Below are 13,391 nucleotides of genomic sequence, written 5' to 3'. Positions count from 1 at the left end.
GATCAGTGTGCCCGGGGCGGTGCCGTCGAGTCCCGTACGACGAGCCGAGTGGGCAGGATCACCGACCCGGACGCCGGGTCGGCCGGGGGGTCGAGGCCGGCCCGGTGGACCTGCGGCGGGACGAGGTCCGGGCCGCCGAGGGGGTCGAGCAGGAGGCGGGCCGCGACCCGGCCCAGCTCCGCCGCGGGCTGGGCGACCGTGCTCAGCCCCAGCACCCCGGCAAGGTCGTGGTCGTCGATGCCGACGACGCTGACGTCCTGCGGCACCCGCAGCCCGGCGTCGCGTACCGCGCGCATCGCGCCCATCGCCATCTCGTCGCAGGCGGCGAAGATGGCCGTCGGCGGCTCGCGCCGGGCCAGCAGCTCGACGGTGGCCCGGTGGCCGCCGTCGATGGTGAACTGCGTCTCCAGGTCCAGGCTGGGGGAGGGGACGATGCCGGCCTCGCGCAGCGCCTGCTGGTAGCCCCGGCGTCGGTCGCGGTGGGTGGTGAAGGCCAGCTCGTCGGGGTCGCCGGAGAGGTGCGCGATCCGGTGGTGGCCCAGGCCGAGCAGGTGCCGCGTGGCGGTCCGCGCGGCGGCGGCGTCGTCGATGCGTACGCAGGGCCAGCCGGGGACCTCGCTGCCGGAGCTGATGGTCACCCCGGGCAGGTCGAGCGCGGCGAGGGTGGTCAGCTCGGCCGGGCGCAGGTGGGTGGCGACCAGGACCACCGCGTCGACCCGCTTGTGCAGGCTGGTGGGGCGCAGCACCCGCTGCCGGACGCGTTCCCGGCCGCCGAGGTTGTAGAGCAGCAGGTCGTAACCGGACTCGTGCAGGGTGTCCTCGACCGCCTCGACGACGGTGCCGAAGAACCAGCGGGTGATCCAGGGGACCACCACCGCCACGGTGCCGGTCCGGCCGCCGGCCAGCCGCGAGGCGCTCGGCGACACGGCGTACTGGAGTTGTTCGGCGGCGGCGAGCACCCGGCGGCGGGTGGCCGCGGAGACGGTCGGCAGGCCGCGCAGCGCCCGTGAGACGGTGGCCGTGGAGACCCCGGCGAGCCGGGCGACGTCATCGATTGTGGTCACGGTCATCCCGCCTGCGACACCGCGACCGCCGCCGCCCGGTCACCCCGGGCGACGGCGGTCGGCGGGGTCAGCCCTTGACGCTGCCGGCGAGCAGGCCGCGGACGAAGTACCGCTGGAGCGACAGGAACACGATCAGCGGTACGACCATGGAGACGAACGCGCCGGCGGTGAGCCGCTGCCACTCGTTGCCCCGGGTGCCGGCCATCTCGGCCAGCCGGACGGTGAGCGGGGCGGTCTCGTTGCCGCCCCCGGCGAAGATCAGTGCGACCAGCAGATCGTTCCAGACCCAGAGGAACTGGAAGATGCCGAAGGCCGCGAGGGCCGGGGTGATCAGCGGCAGGACGATGGTGCGGAAGATCTTGGGGTGGGTGGCCCCGTCGACCCGGGCCGCCTCCATCAGGTCCTTGGGCAGCTGCGAGATGAAGTTGTGCAGCAGGAAGACGGCGAACGGAAGCGCGAAGCAGGTGTGCGCGAACCACACCTGCACGAACTTCTGCTCGTCGACCAGGTCCCAGGCGGGCATGAGGGTGACCCCGCCCAGGCTGACCCCGGTGGAGAAGAACTTCAGCAGCGGCACCAGGGCCATCTGCAGCGGGACGATCTGCAACGCGAAGATCGCGATGTAGAGCCAGTCCCGGCCCCGGAAGTTGATCCACGCCAGCGCGTACGCGGCCAGCGCCGCCAGCGCGAGCGGGAACAGCACCGAGGGGACGGTGATCGCCAGCGAGTTGATGAAGTAGCTGGCGAGCTGCCCCGACGACGCGGAGCCGCCGAAGAGCACGTCCTGGTAGTTCTCCAGGGTGAACTGGGGGTCACCGAAGAACGACCACCAGCCCGTGCTCTTGATCTCGTTCTCGGGCCGGAACGACGAGACGAGCAGCCCGAAGGTGGGGATCGTCCAGATCAACGCGATGGCGAGGGAGACCACCGTCGCGGTACGGCTGCTCAGCCGCTTGCGGACCCGCCCGACGGCGGTGGAGCCCTTCTTGGTCGCCTGGACCCCGGCCGGGAGCGTGGGCGTACTGGTGGTCATCTCAGCCCTCCCGCTGCTGGCGCAGGTTGCGGATCTGGTAGATCACCAGCGGGATCACCAGGACGAAGAGGACGACGGCCAGCGCCGAGCCCTGCCCGTTCTGGCCGTACCGGAACGACTGGTTGTACATCTCGTTCGCGATGACGCTGGTGTCGTAGTTGCCGTTGGTGCCGGTCCGGACGATGTCGAAGACCTTCAGCGTGGCGATCGAGATCGTCACCACCACTACGATCATCGCGGGCTTGATGCTCGGCAGGGTGATCTGCCAGAACATCTGCCACGGGCTGACCCCGTCGAGGCGGGCGGCCTCCACGATGTCGGCCGGGATGGCCTTGATCGCGGCGGAGAGCACCACCATGGCGAAGCCGGCCTGGATCCAGACCATGATCACGATCAGCAGGACGGTGTTCAGGGGCGATTCCAGCAGCCACTGCTTCGGCTCGCCGCCGAGGCTCACCACGATCTGGTTGAGCAGACCGATCTGCTCCTCGCCCTCACCCCGGTAGGCGTAGACGAACTTCCAGATGATCGCCGCGCCGACGAACGAGATCGCCATCGGCATGAAGATCAGCGACTTGGCGACCGACTCGAACTTCGCCTTGTCCACGATGATCGCGTAGAGCAGCCCGAACGCGGTGGCCACCAGTGGCACCAGCAGCACCCAGACGAGCGTGTTGATCAGCACCCGGACGATCGAGTCCTCGGCGAACATCCAGGTGTAGTTGCGCAGGCCGACCCAGTTGGTACTGCTGCCGTCCATGAAGGACAGCAGCGTGGTGCGGACGGCCGGGACGACCAGCCCGACGAGCAGCAGCAGCACCGTCGGCAGCAGGAAGAAGAACGCGAACATGCTCTCGCGCTGCTTCGGGCGGCGGGGCAGCGGTGCCCCGTTGGCCGAGGCGGCGATCAGCTGCGCCTCGCGGCGTCGGGCGAACCAGGACGGCACAGCGTCGAGGAGCAGCAGCAGCCCCCCGATGAGCAGGACGAACGCGATCAGCCCGTACAACAGCATGAGGAGCTTCGGCTGCTCTTCGGCGAAGTCGAACTCCATCAACCCTCCTTGGGGTCTAGACGCGACCGGTGGGCCGGTCCACGGCTACCGCGGACCGGCCCACCGGCGGGGAACTACTTCGGCCAGCTGCTTTCGATGCCCTGGAGCACCGTGGCGGTGTCCTTGCCGTTGATCCAGTCGACCATGCCCTTCCAGAAGGTCCCGGCGCCGACGGCGGCGGGCATCAGGTCGGAACCGTCGAAGCGGAACACGGTCTTCTGGTCCTGCAGGAGCTGCACGGAGAGCTTGTCGACCGGGTTCGGCACGTTGGCCAGGTCGAGCTTGTTGTTCGCCGACACCCAGTCGCCGATCTTGGCGCGGCTGTTGGCGTACTCACCGGAGGCGAGGTAGGTCTGCACGGCCTGGACCTCGGGACGGTCGGTGAAGGCGGTCACGAACTCGCCGCCGCCGAGCACCGGCTTGCCCTTGGCCGGGTCGATGCCCGGGAAGTAGAACGCGAAGACGTCGCCGTCCTCGGCCACCGTGGTGCCCTTCGGCCACTGGTTGGCGTAGAAGGACGCCTGGCGGTGCAGGGCGCACTTGCCGGTGGTGATCGGCAGGCCAGCCTCGCCGAAGGCGGTGGTGGAGATGCTCTTCACGCCGCCGAAGCCGCCGTTGACGTACTTCTCGTTCTTGAGGATGGTGCCGGCCTTGTCGAGGGCCTCGGCGACCTTCGGGTCGTTGAACGGGATGCCGTGGGTGGTCCACTGGTCGTAGACCTCGGGGGTCTGCGTCCGCAGCATCAGGTCTTCGATCCAGTCGGTGGCCGGCCAGCCGGTGGCGTCACCGGACTCGATGCCCGCGCACCACGGCTTGGTGCCGCTGCCGGCGATCTTCTCGGTCAGGGCCATCATGTCGTCCCACGTGGTGGGAACGGTCCAGCCCTTGTCCTTGAAGGTCTTCGGCGAGTACCACACGAAGGACTTCACGTTCGAGCCGAGCGGGGCGCCGTAGAACTGGCCGTTGACGGTGCTGTACTTCAGCCAGTCGGCGGAGAAGTTCTGCTCGGCCATGGCCTTGGTGTCGGCACCGGCCGCCTTGAGCTTGCCACCGTCGGCGAACCGCTTGATCAGGCCCGGCTGCGGGACGAAGGCCAGGTCGGGGGCGTTGCCGCCGTCGACCCGGACACCGAGCTGCGCCTCGAACTCCGCGCTGCCCTCGTGGTTGATCTCGATGCCGGTGCAGTCCTCGAACTGCTTCCACGACTGCTCGAGGCGGTCGGCCTCGATGTCGCGGATCGACGAGTAGATCGAGACCTTCTTGCCGTCGTTGCCCTCGTACTTATCGTAAGCCGCGCACTCCGCGGAGCCCGCCTTGTCGCTCTTCTTGTCGTCGCCGGTGCCGCAGGCAGTGACGCTGAGCGCCAGCCCCAGTGCGCCAGCTACCGCGAGAGCCTGGCGTGGTCTGGCAGATACCGCCATGCCGTTCTCCTTCCTTGCCGGCGCGGTCGTGCTCGACGCGGCGCCGGTCCGATGGACGTCACCACATGTAAGCGCTTGCATCGGAGGGAGTCCAGCCCAGGGCGGACACGGACGAGTAACAATCCCGAAACCAGCTCACCCCTGCTGGGCGCGCTCCCACGGATAGGGGTCCGTCCGTTGCGTCGCGCCCCTCCCCGAAAGTGGAGTTTTCTGCCAAGCTGAGAGCTTCTTATTGAAGGATGTAAACATTGGGGGTGCTGGATGGTTAAGCGGTGGTGGAGCCTCGCGGCGGCCGGCGCGTTGGCGGTGTCTGTCCTGGTCCCGGCGGTGCCGGCGATGGCCGCGCCGGGTTTCAAGGTGCCGTTCCCGTGCGGCCAGTCCTGGTCCGGCCAGACCCGGTCGGCCCACAGCCCGGCCAACGCGGTGGACTTCAACCGCACCGACGACCTCGGCGACCCGGTGGTGGCCAGCGCGCCGGGCACGGTCGACCGGGTCACCGATCTTGGTGGCACCAGTTACGGAAAGTACGTGCGCATCAACCACGGCGGCGGCTACAGCACCTACTACGCCCACCTCAACGGCTTCAACGTCTCGGTCGGCCAGAGCGTCGGCTACGGCAAGGTGCTCGGCTGGGTCGGCAGCACCGGCGGCTCCACCGGCCCGCACCTGCACTACGAGCAGCGGCTCAACGGCGCCGACGTCCAGGTCCGGTTCAACGGCACGTTGGCGCTGTACTGGGGCACGAAGACCTACACCAGCAACAACGGCTGCTCCTCGGGCGCGGCCTCGGCCACCGTGGACACGGCCGGCACCCCGCTGACGGTCCGCTCGGGCCCCGGCACCGGGTACGCCTCGGTGGGCACGGTCGCCGACGGCACGAAGGTCACGATCCAGTGCCAGACCAGCGGCACCAGCGTGACCGGCACCTACGGCACGAGCACGATCTGGGACCGGATCGGCAGCGGCCGGTTCATCTCCGACGCCTACGTCTACACCGGCTACGACGGCTACATCCCGAACGTCCCGCGCTGCTGAGCCGGATGCCGGGCCGGCGCCGCGCCGGCTCGATGTCGCGCCGGCCCGACGTCGCGTCGGCCCGACGTCGCGTCGGCCCGACGTCGCCGGAGTCGAGCTGCGCGGATCGAGCTCAGTTGAGCTGCCAGATCGAGTAGTTCAGGGCGGCGGCGAAGGTGACCCAGGCCCAGTAGGGCAGCAGCAGCGCCGTCGCCGGCCGGGAGACCCGCGCGAAGAGGGCCACCGTCACCCCGATCGCCAGCCACATCAGCACGATCTCGGCGAAGGCCAGGCCGTACCGGCCCGCGCCGAAGAACAGCGGCGTCCAGAGCGCATTGAGCACGAGCTGCCCCGCCCACGCCCAGAGCGCCGGGCCGAAGCCGACCCGCCGCCACACCAGCCACCCGGCGACCGCGATCAGGGCGTACAGCAGGCTCCAGGCCGGGCCGAAGAGCCACGACGGGGGTGCCCAGTCCGGCTGGGTCAGGCCCGCGTACTCCTCGGAGGTGCCCCGCACGCCGAGCCCGCCGACGGCGGCGGCCACGGCCACGGCCGCGCCGAAGCCGAGCAGCGCCCACCACGTCCGCGCGCCGCCCGACCGCCGGACGCCGTCCGAAGTCGTCATCCCGGTTAGGTGCCCGCAGACCGAACAGACAAACCCGGCGCTCCCCGATCGCCTCGGGTAACGGGTGCGTTCGTTGTCGCCAGGGCGACAACGAACGCACCCGATGGCGCGGCGCGGCCGGTCAGGAGAGGCGGCTCTGCTCCCAGCTCCGCACGGAGATCCGTCCGGCCATCTGGAGCACGAGCACGGCGGAGAGGACGGTGGCGGCCAGGCCGAGGACCCAGACCACCGCGAGGCCGATCCGGGGTGCCGTCGCGACATGGTCGCGGAGGAAGACGTGCCCGACGGTCCAACCCAGGGCGAACACGCTCGTCGCGACGAAGGTGAGCAGCAGCGGCAACGTGAAACCCAGGACGTGTGGATTGCGTGGTTGCCGCCGTCGAAGCCACTCTTCCCAGGCGAGGGCGCCCGGGACCCGGTCGCTGAGTTCGGCGATGATGTAGTCGGCAATCCGCATCGTGGCGAAGTGCTGGGCCACCAGGCGCCCGCACAGCAGGTACGACGTGAACGGCATGATCAGCAGAAGTGCGCCCATCCCCGGGCGGGAGACGGCGAAGCCGAAGATCGCTGCGGCGACGGTGAGCTGCAAGGAGAGCAGCTGCTGCTGCCCCTTGATGCGTTCCTGGAGCTCCTGCCGCAGCGCGGAGAACTCCGCGAGCGGGCCCTCGTGTCCGTCGGCTGCTGCTGTCGGCTGGTCATCGGCCAGCGCGGGATCCGATCGACACATGTCTGCACGGTATGACCCGACAGCCACCGGGCCCGTACGAAAGGCGCCGGGGTCGCCGCGACCGGATGTTCCTGTCTGGGAGGACGGAACTCCGGTCCCGACGACCCCGGCGGGTCTAGGACGGATACGAAATCAAGGTCAATTACTGAAGATGCTGACCCCACCCGGGCCGACCAACAGCCCGACCACGATGAGGACCACACCCCAGAGGATCTGCCGGCGGAAGAGCGCCAGAATGCCGGCGACCACGAGTACGACTGCGAGAATCCAGAGAATCAGCTCCATGGTTGCTGAGTACCCGATGGGCCGATCCCGGAAACCTCCGCCGGATCGGGTTGCTCGCCCAGGTGGAAGACGCTGTACGCCTGCTTGATCACGGGGTGCGCGACGTTGCGGACCCGGACCCCGCCGGGGGTGATGCCCCGCTCGCTGCCGGCGTGCGCATGCCCGTGCAGGGCCAGCGCGGTCGGCGCCGAGTCGATCGCCTGACCGAGCTGGTACGACCCCAGGAAGGGGTAGATCTCCAGCGGCTCCCCGGCCAGCGTCTCCGGCACCGGGGCGTAGTGGGTCAGCGCCACCAGCAGGTCGCAGTCCAGCCCGCGCAGCGCCGCGCCCAGCGCGTCGGCGCTCTCGTTGGCGGTGCGGACGAACGCCTTCATCTCCGGCTCGCCGAAGTCGCTGGCGCAGCGGCCGGCGAAGCCCCCGCCGAAGCCCTTCACCCCGGCCACGCCGAGCCGCCCGCCGGGCAGGTCCAGCACGATTCCCTCGCCCTCCAGCACCCGGATGCCGGCCTCCTGGAGCACCTTGACCACCTGCGGCACCTCGTCGCACTGGTGGTCGTGGTTGCCCAGCACCGTCACCACCGGCACGCCCAACCCGCCGAACTCCCGGGCCACGCAGCGCGCCTCGGCCTCGGTGCCGTGCCGGGTCAGGTCGCCGGCGAGCAGCAGCACATCGGCGCAGTCGGGCAACTCCTCCAGGGCGGGGCGGAAGCGGCCCACCACGTCCTCGTCCACGTGAACGTCGCCCACGGCGGCGATGCGGATCACCTTTCGACCTCCCTCACGGCAACTGTTCGACTTCCGTGGGCGCCTGGGTGCGGATCACCCCGATGTCGCTGGTGACCGGCACGTCGGGGAAGCGCTCGGCCACCCGGCGCAGGATCTCCTCGCGGCGGTGCGGGCTCTCCACCTCGCCGTAGAGGATCAGGCCCCGTTCCTTGCGGACCACGGTGATGCCCTGCTCGGCCACGTCCGGGTCCTCGGCGAGCAGCCGTTGGATCTCGGCCTCCACGTATTCGTCGGGTGGGCCGGCGGCAACGGCGGGCCTCGCCGCGGAGCTGTCGCGGTGCTCGCTCACACGGTCTCCTTCTCCTTGGTGACGCCGGCGTGCGGCAGCACGTCCAGCCGGTCGAGCAGCACCAGGAACGCCTCGGCGTACGGCGAGTGCTGCGTCTCCCTCCGTACCCGCTCCCAGTCGATCTGTTCCCGCAGCGACCGGGCCAGCGGCAGCGCGCGGGCGAAGTCGCAGTAGTGCTGGGAGAAGCTCAGCAGCTTGTGCACCATGAGCTGACTCGCCGACAGCACCGGCATCTGGATCGCGTCGACCGGCCGGTTGATCGTGTCGGCGAAGGTCTCCGCCGTCACCGGCGTCTCGACCGGGCGATGGATCAGGTCCACCATCCGGCCGTCGTCGTAGACCTTGACCAGCCAGTCCTCCGGCGGGCGCTCGGCGGTGAAGCCCGCCTCGACCAGGGTCTCCAGGGCCCGGTCGACGTCCTGTTCGCGGATGAGGAAGTCGACGTCGTGGTCGCTGGAGTGCCCGCCGTGCGCGTACACGGCGAAGCTGCCGCCGAGAGCGAACGGGATCTCGGACTGCTTGAGCACGGCGGCGACCTTCTTCAGCGTGTGCACCAGGGTCTCGTCCCCGCGCTCGGCCATCTGGTTCGCTCCCGTCGTGATGAGGTGGACAGGTGGATGCCGAATTGCCTACCCGGCATCCCGGTCGCCCACACCTGAGCGTCGACCGGGATGGGCCAGACAGGGCAGGATCGGACAAACCGCCAAAGGCGAGCGTGGGTCGGATAACCTGTGCAAGGTGGCCAGATCTATGCGGGAGCGGCACGGCAGGGCCCGACTGCGCGCCGTCGCCCTGATCGGCATCGACGGGTCGGGCAAGACCACCCAGGCCCATGACCTCGCCGAGGCGCTCACCGCCGCCGGCCGTCCGGCGACCTACCACCGCAACGCCGGGGGTCGCCGCTGGCTCGGCCGCCTGGCCAACCGGCTCGGCCGGGCCGACGCCGAGGGGCTGGTCGGCCGGCGCGGACTGCTGGCCGTCGAGTCCGTGCTGCGCTGGCTGGCGATCGCGGCGGCCCTGCTGAGCTGCCTGGTCACCGGCCGCACGGCGGTGATGGACCGCTACTCCGCCTGCCAGTACGCCAGCATCCGGGCGCACGGGGGGCAGCGCTGGGAGCGGCTGGCCCGGGGCGCCTACCGGGTCTTCCCGGCGCCGCAGGTCACGTTCCTGCTCACCGTCGATCCGACGGAGGCGTACCGGCGCATCGAGCGGCGCGGCACCGACCACGAGAGCATGGACTGGCTGACCGCCGCCGACACCGCGTACCGGACGCTGCCCGAGTTCCCGACCTTCGTGGTGGTCGACGCGGGCCGCCCGCCGGAGGAGGTGGCCCGGCGCATCCGGGAGCACCTGGCCGGCTGGCTGCCGGCGGGGACACCGGCCGACGCCGGCGCCCCGGTGGAGCCCGTACGCCCCGGCCCGGCGGCCCCGGCGCGGTCGGGGGTGGCCGACGGGGGGACGGCGCGGGGGGTGGCGGGCGGGCTGCTGGTGCGGGCCCCGGTCGGCCCGTGACGTCCGGGAGGGCCGGTCGACTGCGCCGGAAAACCGCCGAACGCCCCGCGATCGACTTTCTCCGGCAACACTGATTAACGGACGGAGTACTTTTTTACCGATTCGCGGTGTCGTGGTTGACGCTCACGCCTCGGTGAAAGTAAGTTTCATCCGTGGCGAAGAGTCCGAAGATTTCTGTGAGTCACGAGCCGGGTGGGTTGATCGTCCACATCAGCGGCCTGCTCCCCTCGCTCTCGCCTGCCGAGCAGCGGGTGGCCCGGCTGGTGGTGGCCAACCCGGCGGACGCCGCCCGGCGCACCATCACCGACCTCGCCACGGCCGCGGAGACCTCCGAGGCGACCGTCATCCGCTTCTGCCGCTCCGTCGGCATGGACGGCTACCCACAGCTTCGCATCCGGCTCGCCGCCGAGGCGGCCCGCCGGATCGACCCGCCGGACGCCCGGGTGGTCGGCGGCGACATCCCGCCGGGCGCCGACCTGGCGCAGATCATCGCCACCATCGCGTTCAACGATGCGCGGGCCGTCGAGGAGACGGCCGAGCAGCTCGACCCGGCCGTCTGCGAGCAGGTCGTCGAGGCGATCGTCGGCGCCGGCCGGATCGAGGTCTACGGCGCGGGTGCCAGCGGCTTCGTCGCCTCCGACTTCCAGCAGAAGCTGCACCGCATCGGCCGGACGGCGTTCTACTTCCCCGACGTGCACACCGCGCTCACCTCGGCCGCACTGCTCGGCAAGGGCGACGTCGCGGTGGGCATCTCGCACACCGGCGCCACCTCCGACGTGATCGAGGTGCTGGAGCAGGCCCGCTCGCGGGGCGCGGCCACGGTCGCGCTGACCAACTTCCCCCGCTCGCCGATCGCCGACGTCGCCGACTTCATGCTGACCACGGCGGCCCGCGAGACGACCTACCGCGCCGGCGCGATGGCCAGCAGGCTGGCCCAGCTCACCGTGGTCGACTGCCTCTTCGTCGGGGTGGCCGCCCGCAACCGGACGCGGGCCCGCAAGGCGTTGGAGGTCACCGCCGAGGCGGTGCAGACCCACCGGGTCGGCTCCCCCCGGAGGAGGGGATGAGCGCCGGCCGTTCCGAGCCCGCCGAGGCGACCGCCGTCCCGGTCCGCCCGGTGGTCCGGGTGGGCGCGCCGACCGAGCGACGCAACCCGCTCAGCGTCGATCTCGACCTGATGTCCACCCGTGACGTGCTCACCGTGATCAACGAGGCGGACCGCCGGGTGCCGGCCGCCGTCGCGGCGGTCCTCGACGAGATCGCCGCCACGGTGGACCTCGCGGTCGCCGCGCTGCGCGGCGGTCGCCGGGTGCACTACTTCGGCGCGGGCACCTCCGGGCGGCTCGGCGTGCTCGACGCCGCCGAACTGGCCCCCACCTTCAACTCGCCCCGGCACTGGTTCTGCTCCCACCTCGCCGGCGGTCCCGAGGCGATGTGGCGGGCCGTCGAGGACGCCGAGGACGACCACCGCAGCGGGTTGGCCGAGGCGACCGAGTGCGTCGCCGCCGGCGACCTCGTCGTCGGGTTGGCCGCCAGCGGGCGCACCCCGTACGTTCTCGGGGCGCTGGCCGCGTCCCGGGCGCGGGAGGCCTCGACCGTGCTGCTCTGCGCCAACCCGGAGGCCGACGCCGCCGCGTCGGTCGACGTCTTCATCGGCGTGGACACCGGCCCCGAGGTGGTCACCGGGTCCACCAGGATGAAGGCGGGCACGGCGCAGAAACTCGTGCTCAACACGTTCTCCACGGCCGTGATGGTGCGGTTGGGGCGGGTCTACTCGAACCTCATGATCGACATGGTGGCCACCAACGCGAAGCTGCGCGGCCGGATGATCTCGATTCTGATGGAGGCCACCGGCTGCGCCGAGGAGGTCTGCCGGCAGGCCCTGCACGAGGCCGACGGCGACCTGAAGACGGCCCTGGTGTCCCTGGTCTCCGGCGTCGAGGTGCCCGCGGCCCGAGCCGCGCTGGCCCGCTCCGCCCACCAGGTGCGCGGCGCGCTGGCCCTGCTGGCCACCTGACGGCGCCGGCGCGGTGACACCGGTCACCGTGGCGGCGAAAAGGGACTGCGCGCCCGGCACGGATTGTTGGACCGGGGCGAGGGTATCCAGTGTTCATGGATGAACCCGAGCGGGCCGCCGGCGCGTACGCGTCGGTGACCAGGCTCTCAGTGCGGCGGTGACGCGGGTCGCTGTGCGCCCGGCGGTGGCGGTGCTGCCATGGCCGAGGCGGACGCGTTCCTCGCGCTCCGCCGACCCCGCACCCGGGCCCAGCAGCGGACCCGTTGGCGGGGGCTGACAGCGAACGTGGATCGCGCTCTCAGCTACTACTCAGGCATTCGTGACACTTTCGACTCACGGCACGGAATCCCCGACACGTCTGAACTGTTGTGCAGGTGTCAGGTGAGCACCGATGGACGCAGCGGAAGTCACGGGGGAGGGCTGATGTACGTGGGGATGGCAAGGAACCGGGCAACCGGCGCGAGCGAGGGGACCGTGGGCAACGTGGACAAGAACATCGGCATGCGAACCGACGAGGTGGCCGAGGAGCGCGACCTGGTTGGAGTCTACCTGCACGAGATCTCCCGGACGCCGCTGCTGGACGCCGCCACCGAGGTCGACCTCTCCAAGGCGATCGAGGCCGGCCTCTACGCCGAGCACCTGCTCAACGACGACCGTCTTCCCGACGGCGTGGACCGGGACGACCTGGAGCGGGTGGTCGCCGACGGCGAGCGGGCGAAGGACCTCTTCATCCGCGCCAACCTGCGGCTGGTCGTCTCCATCGCCCGGCGCTACGTGCGCTCGGGCATGCCCATGCTCGACCTGATCCAGGAGGGCAACACCGGCCTGGTCCGGGCGGTCGAGAAGTTCGACTACGAGCGGGGCTTCAAGTTCTCCACCTACGCGACGTGGTGGATCCGCCAGGCGATCAGCCGGGCCATCGCCCAGCAGGAGCGCACCGTGCGGCTGCCGGTGCACCTGGTCGAGGACGTCAACCGGATGCGCAACGTCACCCGCCAGCTCACCCGCGAGCTGGGCGGCGACCCGGAGCCGGAGCAGATCGCGGCGTCCCTCGGCGTCACCGTCGAGCGGGTTCGGGAGCTGGTGCGCTGGTCGCAGGACACGGTGTCGCTGGACACCCCGATCGGTGACGACGGCGACACCAAGCTCGGCGACCTGGTCGCCGACAGCGACGCCCCGTCCCCGGAGGACATCGTCCTCACCGGGCTGGAGCGCCAGCGCATCGAGGGCCTGCTCAACCACCTCGACGACCGGTCGGCCGGCATCATGCGGGCCCGGTACGGCCTCGAGGACGGCCGGGAGCACTCGCTGACCGAGGTCGCGTCGCGCTTCTCGCTGTCGCGGGAGCGCATCCGGCAGCTCGAGATCCAGGCACTGGGCCGGCTGCGCGAGCTGGCCCGCGCGGAGGGCCTACAGGCCGCCTGATCAAGGGCGCCGGGCCCGATCAGGTCGCCGGCCGGCGACCGGCAAGGAGCACAACGGCACGACGGCCGGCGTCCGCTCTCGGACGCCGGCCGTTCGCCGTACCGAAGAACCAGTGGTCAGCTCGCCAAGCCGGCCGGGCCCAC

Annotated in this window: 15 protein-coding genes; 5 read left to right on the top strand and 10 right to left on the bottom strand. The window is 70.9% G+C overall.

The annotated features are described in order from the left end of the window. Positions 1–2: 2 nt before the first annotated feature. The 4 genes from ACLQ2V_RS19130 to ACLQ2V_RS19115 form a co-directional block, all read right to left on the bottom strand. Positions 3–1,064: a LacI family DNA-binding transcriptional regulator gene (locus ACLQ2V_RS19130; protein ID WP_425719872.1), complete on the bottom strand. Its 1,062-nt coding sequence runs from the start codon at positions 1,062–1,064 to the stop codon at positions 3–5. Positions 1,065–1,131: 67 nt separating this feature from the next. Beyond that, a complete protein-coding gene (locus tag ACLQ2V_RS19125) occupies positions 1,132–2,097 on the bottom strand; it encodes a carbohydrate ABC transporter permease (protein WP_425719871.1) in 966 nt (321 codons plus the stop codon). A gap of 1 nt (position 2,098) precedes the next feature. Further along, positions 2,099–3,148, bottom strand: a complete 1,050-nt coding sequence (locus ACLQ2V_RS19120) for a carbohydrate ABC transporter permease (protein ID WP_425719870.1) — start codon at positions 3,146–3,148, stop codon at positions 2,099–2,101. A 74-nt stretch (positions 3,149–3,222) separates the two neighbouring features. Then, the gene (locus tag ACLQ2V_RS19115) at positions 3,223–4,569 is read right to left on the bottom strand and encodes an ABC transporter substrate-binding protein (RefSeq protein ID WP_425719869.1); all 1,347 of its coding nucleotides are present in this window, start codon (positions 4,567–4,569) and stop codon (positions 3,223–3,225) included. A 261-nt stretch (positions 4,570–4,830) separates the two neighbouring features. Here ACLQ2V_RS19115 and ACLQ2V_RS19110 point away from each other — a divergent pair, with 261 nt between their 5' ends. After that, complete coding sequence (locus ACLQ2V_RS19110) at positions 4,831–5,604, top strand: peptidoglycan DD-metalloendopeptidase family protein (protein WP_425719868.1); 774 nt, start codon at positions 4,831–4,833, stop codon at positions 5,602–5,604. Positions 5,605–5,716: 112 nt separating this feature from the next. Here the strand turns inward: ACLQ2V_RS19110 and ACLQ2V_RS19105 are convergent, their stop codons facing one another. The 6 genes from ACLQ2V_RS19105 to ACLQ2V_RS19080 all read right to left on the bottom strand — a co-directional run bounded on the left by ACLQ2V_RS19105 (position 5,717) and on the right by ACLQ2V_RS19080 (position 8,896). Then, positions 5,717–6,208 carry a TspO/MBR family protein gene (locus ACLQ2V_RS19105; RefSeq protein WP_425719867.1) on the bottom strand — a complete coding sequence of 164 codons (492 nt, stop codon included), beginning with the start codon at positions 6,206–6,208 and terminating at the stop codon, positions 5,717–5,719. A 121-nt stretch (positions 6,209–6,329) separates the two neighbouring features. Next, positions 6,330–6,935, bottom strand: a complete 606-nt coding sequence (locus ACLQ2V_RS19100) for a hypothetical protein (protein WP_425719866.1) — start codon at positions 6,933–6,935, stop codon at positions 6,330–6,332. Positions 6,936–7,073: 138 nt separating this feature from the next. Then, the gene (locus ACLQ2V_RS19095; protein WP_320067625.1) at positions 7,074–7,220 is read right to left on the bottom strand and encodes a GPGG-motif small membrane protein; all 147 of its coding nucleotides are present in this window, start codon (positions 7,218–7,220) and stop codon (positions 7,074–7,076) included. After that, positions 7,211–7,984, bottom strand: coding sequence for a metallophosphoesterase family protein (locus tag ACLQ2V_RS19090; protein ID WP_425719865.1), 774 nt, complete (start codon positions 7,982–7,984; stop codon positions 7,211–7,213). The genes ACLQ2V_RS19095 and ACLQ2V_RS19090 overlap by 10 nt, the downstream gene beginning before the upstream one ends. A 13-nt stretch (positions 7,985–7,997) precedes the next feature. Next, entirely contained in the window at positions 7,998–8,294 is a 297-nt protein-coding gene (locus tag ACLQ2V_RS19085; RefSeq protein ID WP_425719864.1) for a hypothetical protein, read from the bottom strand. Next, positions 8,291–8,896, bottom strand: coding sequence for a nucleotidyltransferase (locus ACLQ2V_RS19080; RefSeq protein WP_425719940.1), 606 nt, complete (start codon positions 8,894–8,896; stop codon positions 8,291–8,293). The genes ACLQ2V_RS19085 and ACLQ2V_RS19080 overlap by 4 nt, the downstream gene beginning before the upstream one ends. A gap of 148 nt (positions 8,897–9,044) precedes the next feature. Between ACLQ2V_RS19080 and ACLQ2V_RS19075 the strand changes: the two genes are divergently transcribed. The 4 genes from ACLQ2V_RS19075 to ACLQ2V_RS19060 all read left to right on the top strand — a co-directional run bounded on the left by ACLQ2V_RS19075 (position 9,045) and on the right by ACLQ2V_RS19060 (position 13,248). Continuing rightward, on the top strand, positions 9,045–9,806 hold the full coding sequence (locus ACLQ2V_RS19075; protein WP_425719939.1) for a dTMP kinase: 762 nt from the start codon (positions 9,045–9,047) through the stop codon (positions 9,804–9,806). A gap of 152 nt (positions 9,807–9,958) precedes the next feature. Then, the gene (locus tag ACLQ2V_RS19070) at positions 9,959–10,873 is read left to right on the top strand and encodes a MurR/RpiR family transcriptional regulator (protein WP_425719863.1); all 915 of its coding nucleotides are present in this window, start codon (positions 9,959–9,961) and stop codon (positions 10,871–10,873) included. After that, positions 10,870–11,823 carry an N-acetylmuramic acid 6-phosphate etherase gene (murQ, locus tag ACLQ2V_RS19065; protein WP_425719862.1) on the top strand — a complete coding sequence of 318 codons (954 nt, stop codon included), beginning with the start codon at positions 10,870–10,872 and terminating at the stop codon, positions 11,821–11,823. Before ACLQ2V_RS19070 ends, murQ begins: the two co-directional genes overlap by 4 nt. 435 nt (positions 11,824–12,258) lie before the next feature. Beyond that, positions 12,259–13,248: a sigma-70 family RNA polymerase sigma factor gene (locus ACLQ2V_RS19060; protein ID WP_425719938.1), complete on the top strand. Its 990-nt coding sequence runs from the start codon at positions 12,259–12,261 to the stop codon at positions 13,246–13,248. Positions 13,249–13,391: the final 143 nt, after the last annotated feature.

Origin of the sequence: Micromonospora sp. DT233, assembly GCF_049841815.1 — a bacterium.
Lineage (GTDB): Bacteria > Actinomycetota > Actinomycetes > Mycobacteriales > Micromonosporaceae > Micromonospora.
Note: the sequence above shows the minus strand (reverse complement) of the source record. Positions and strands in the feature narration are given on the sequence as shown.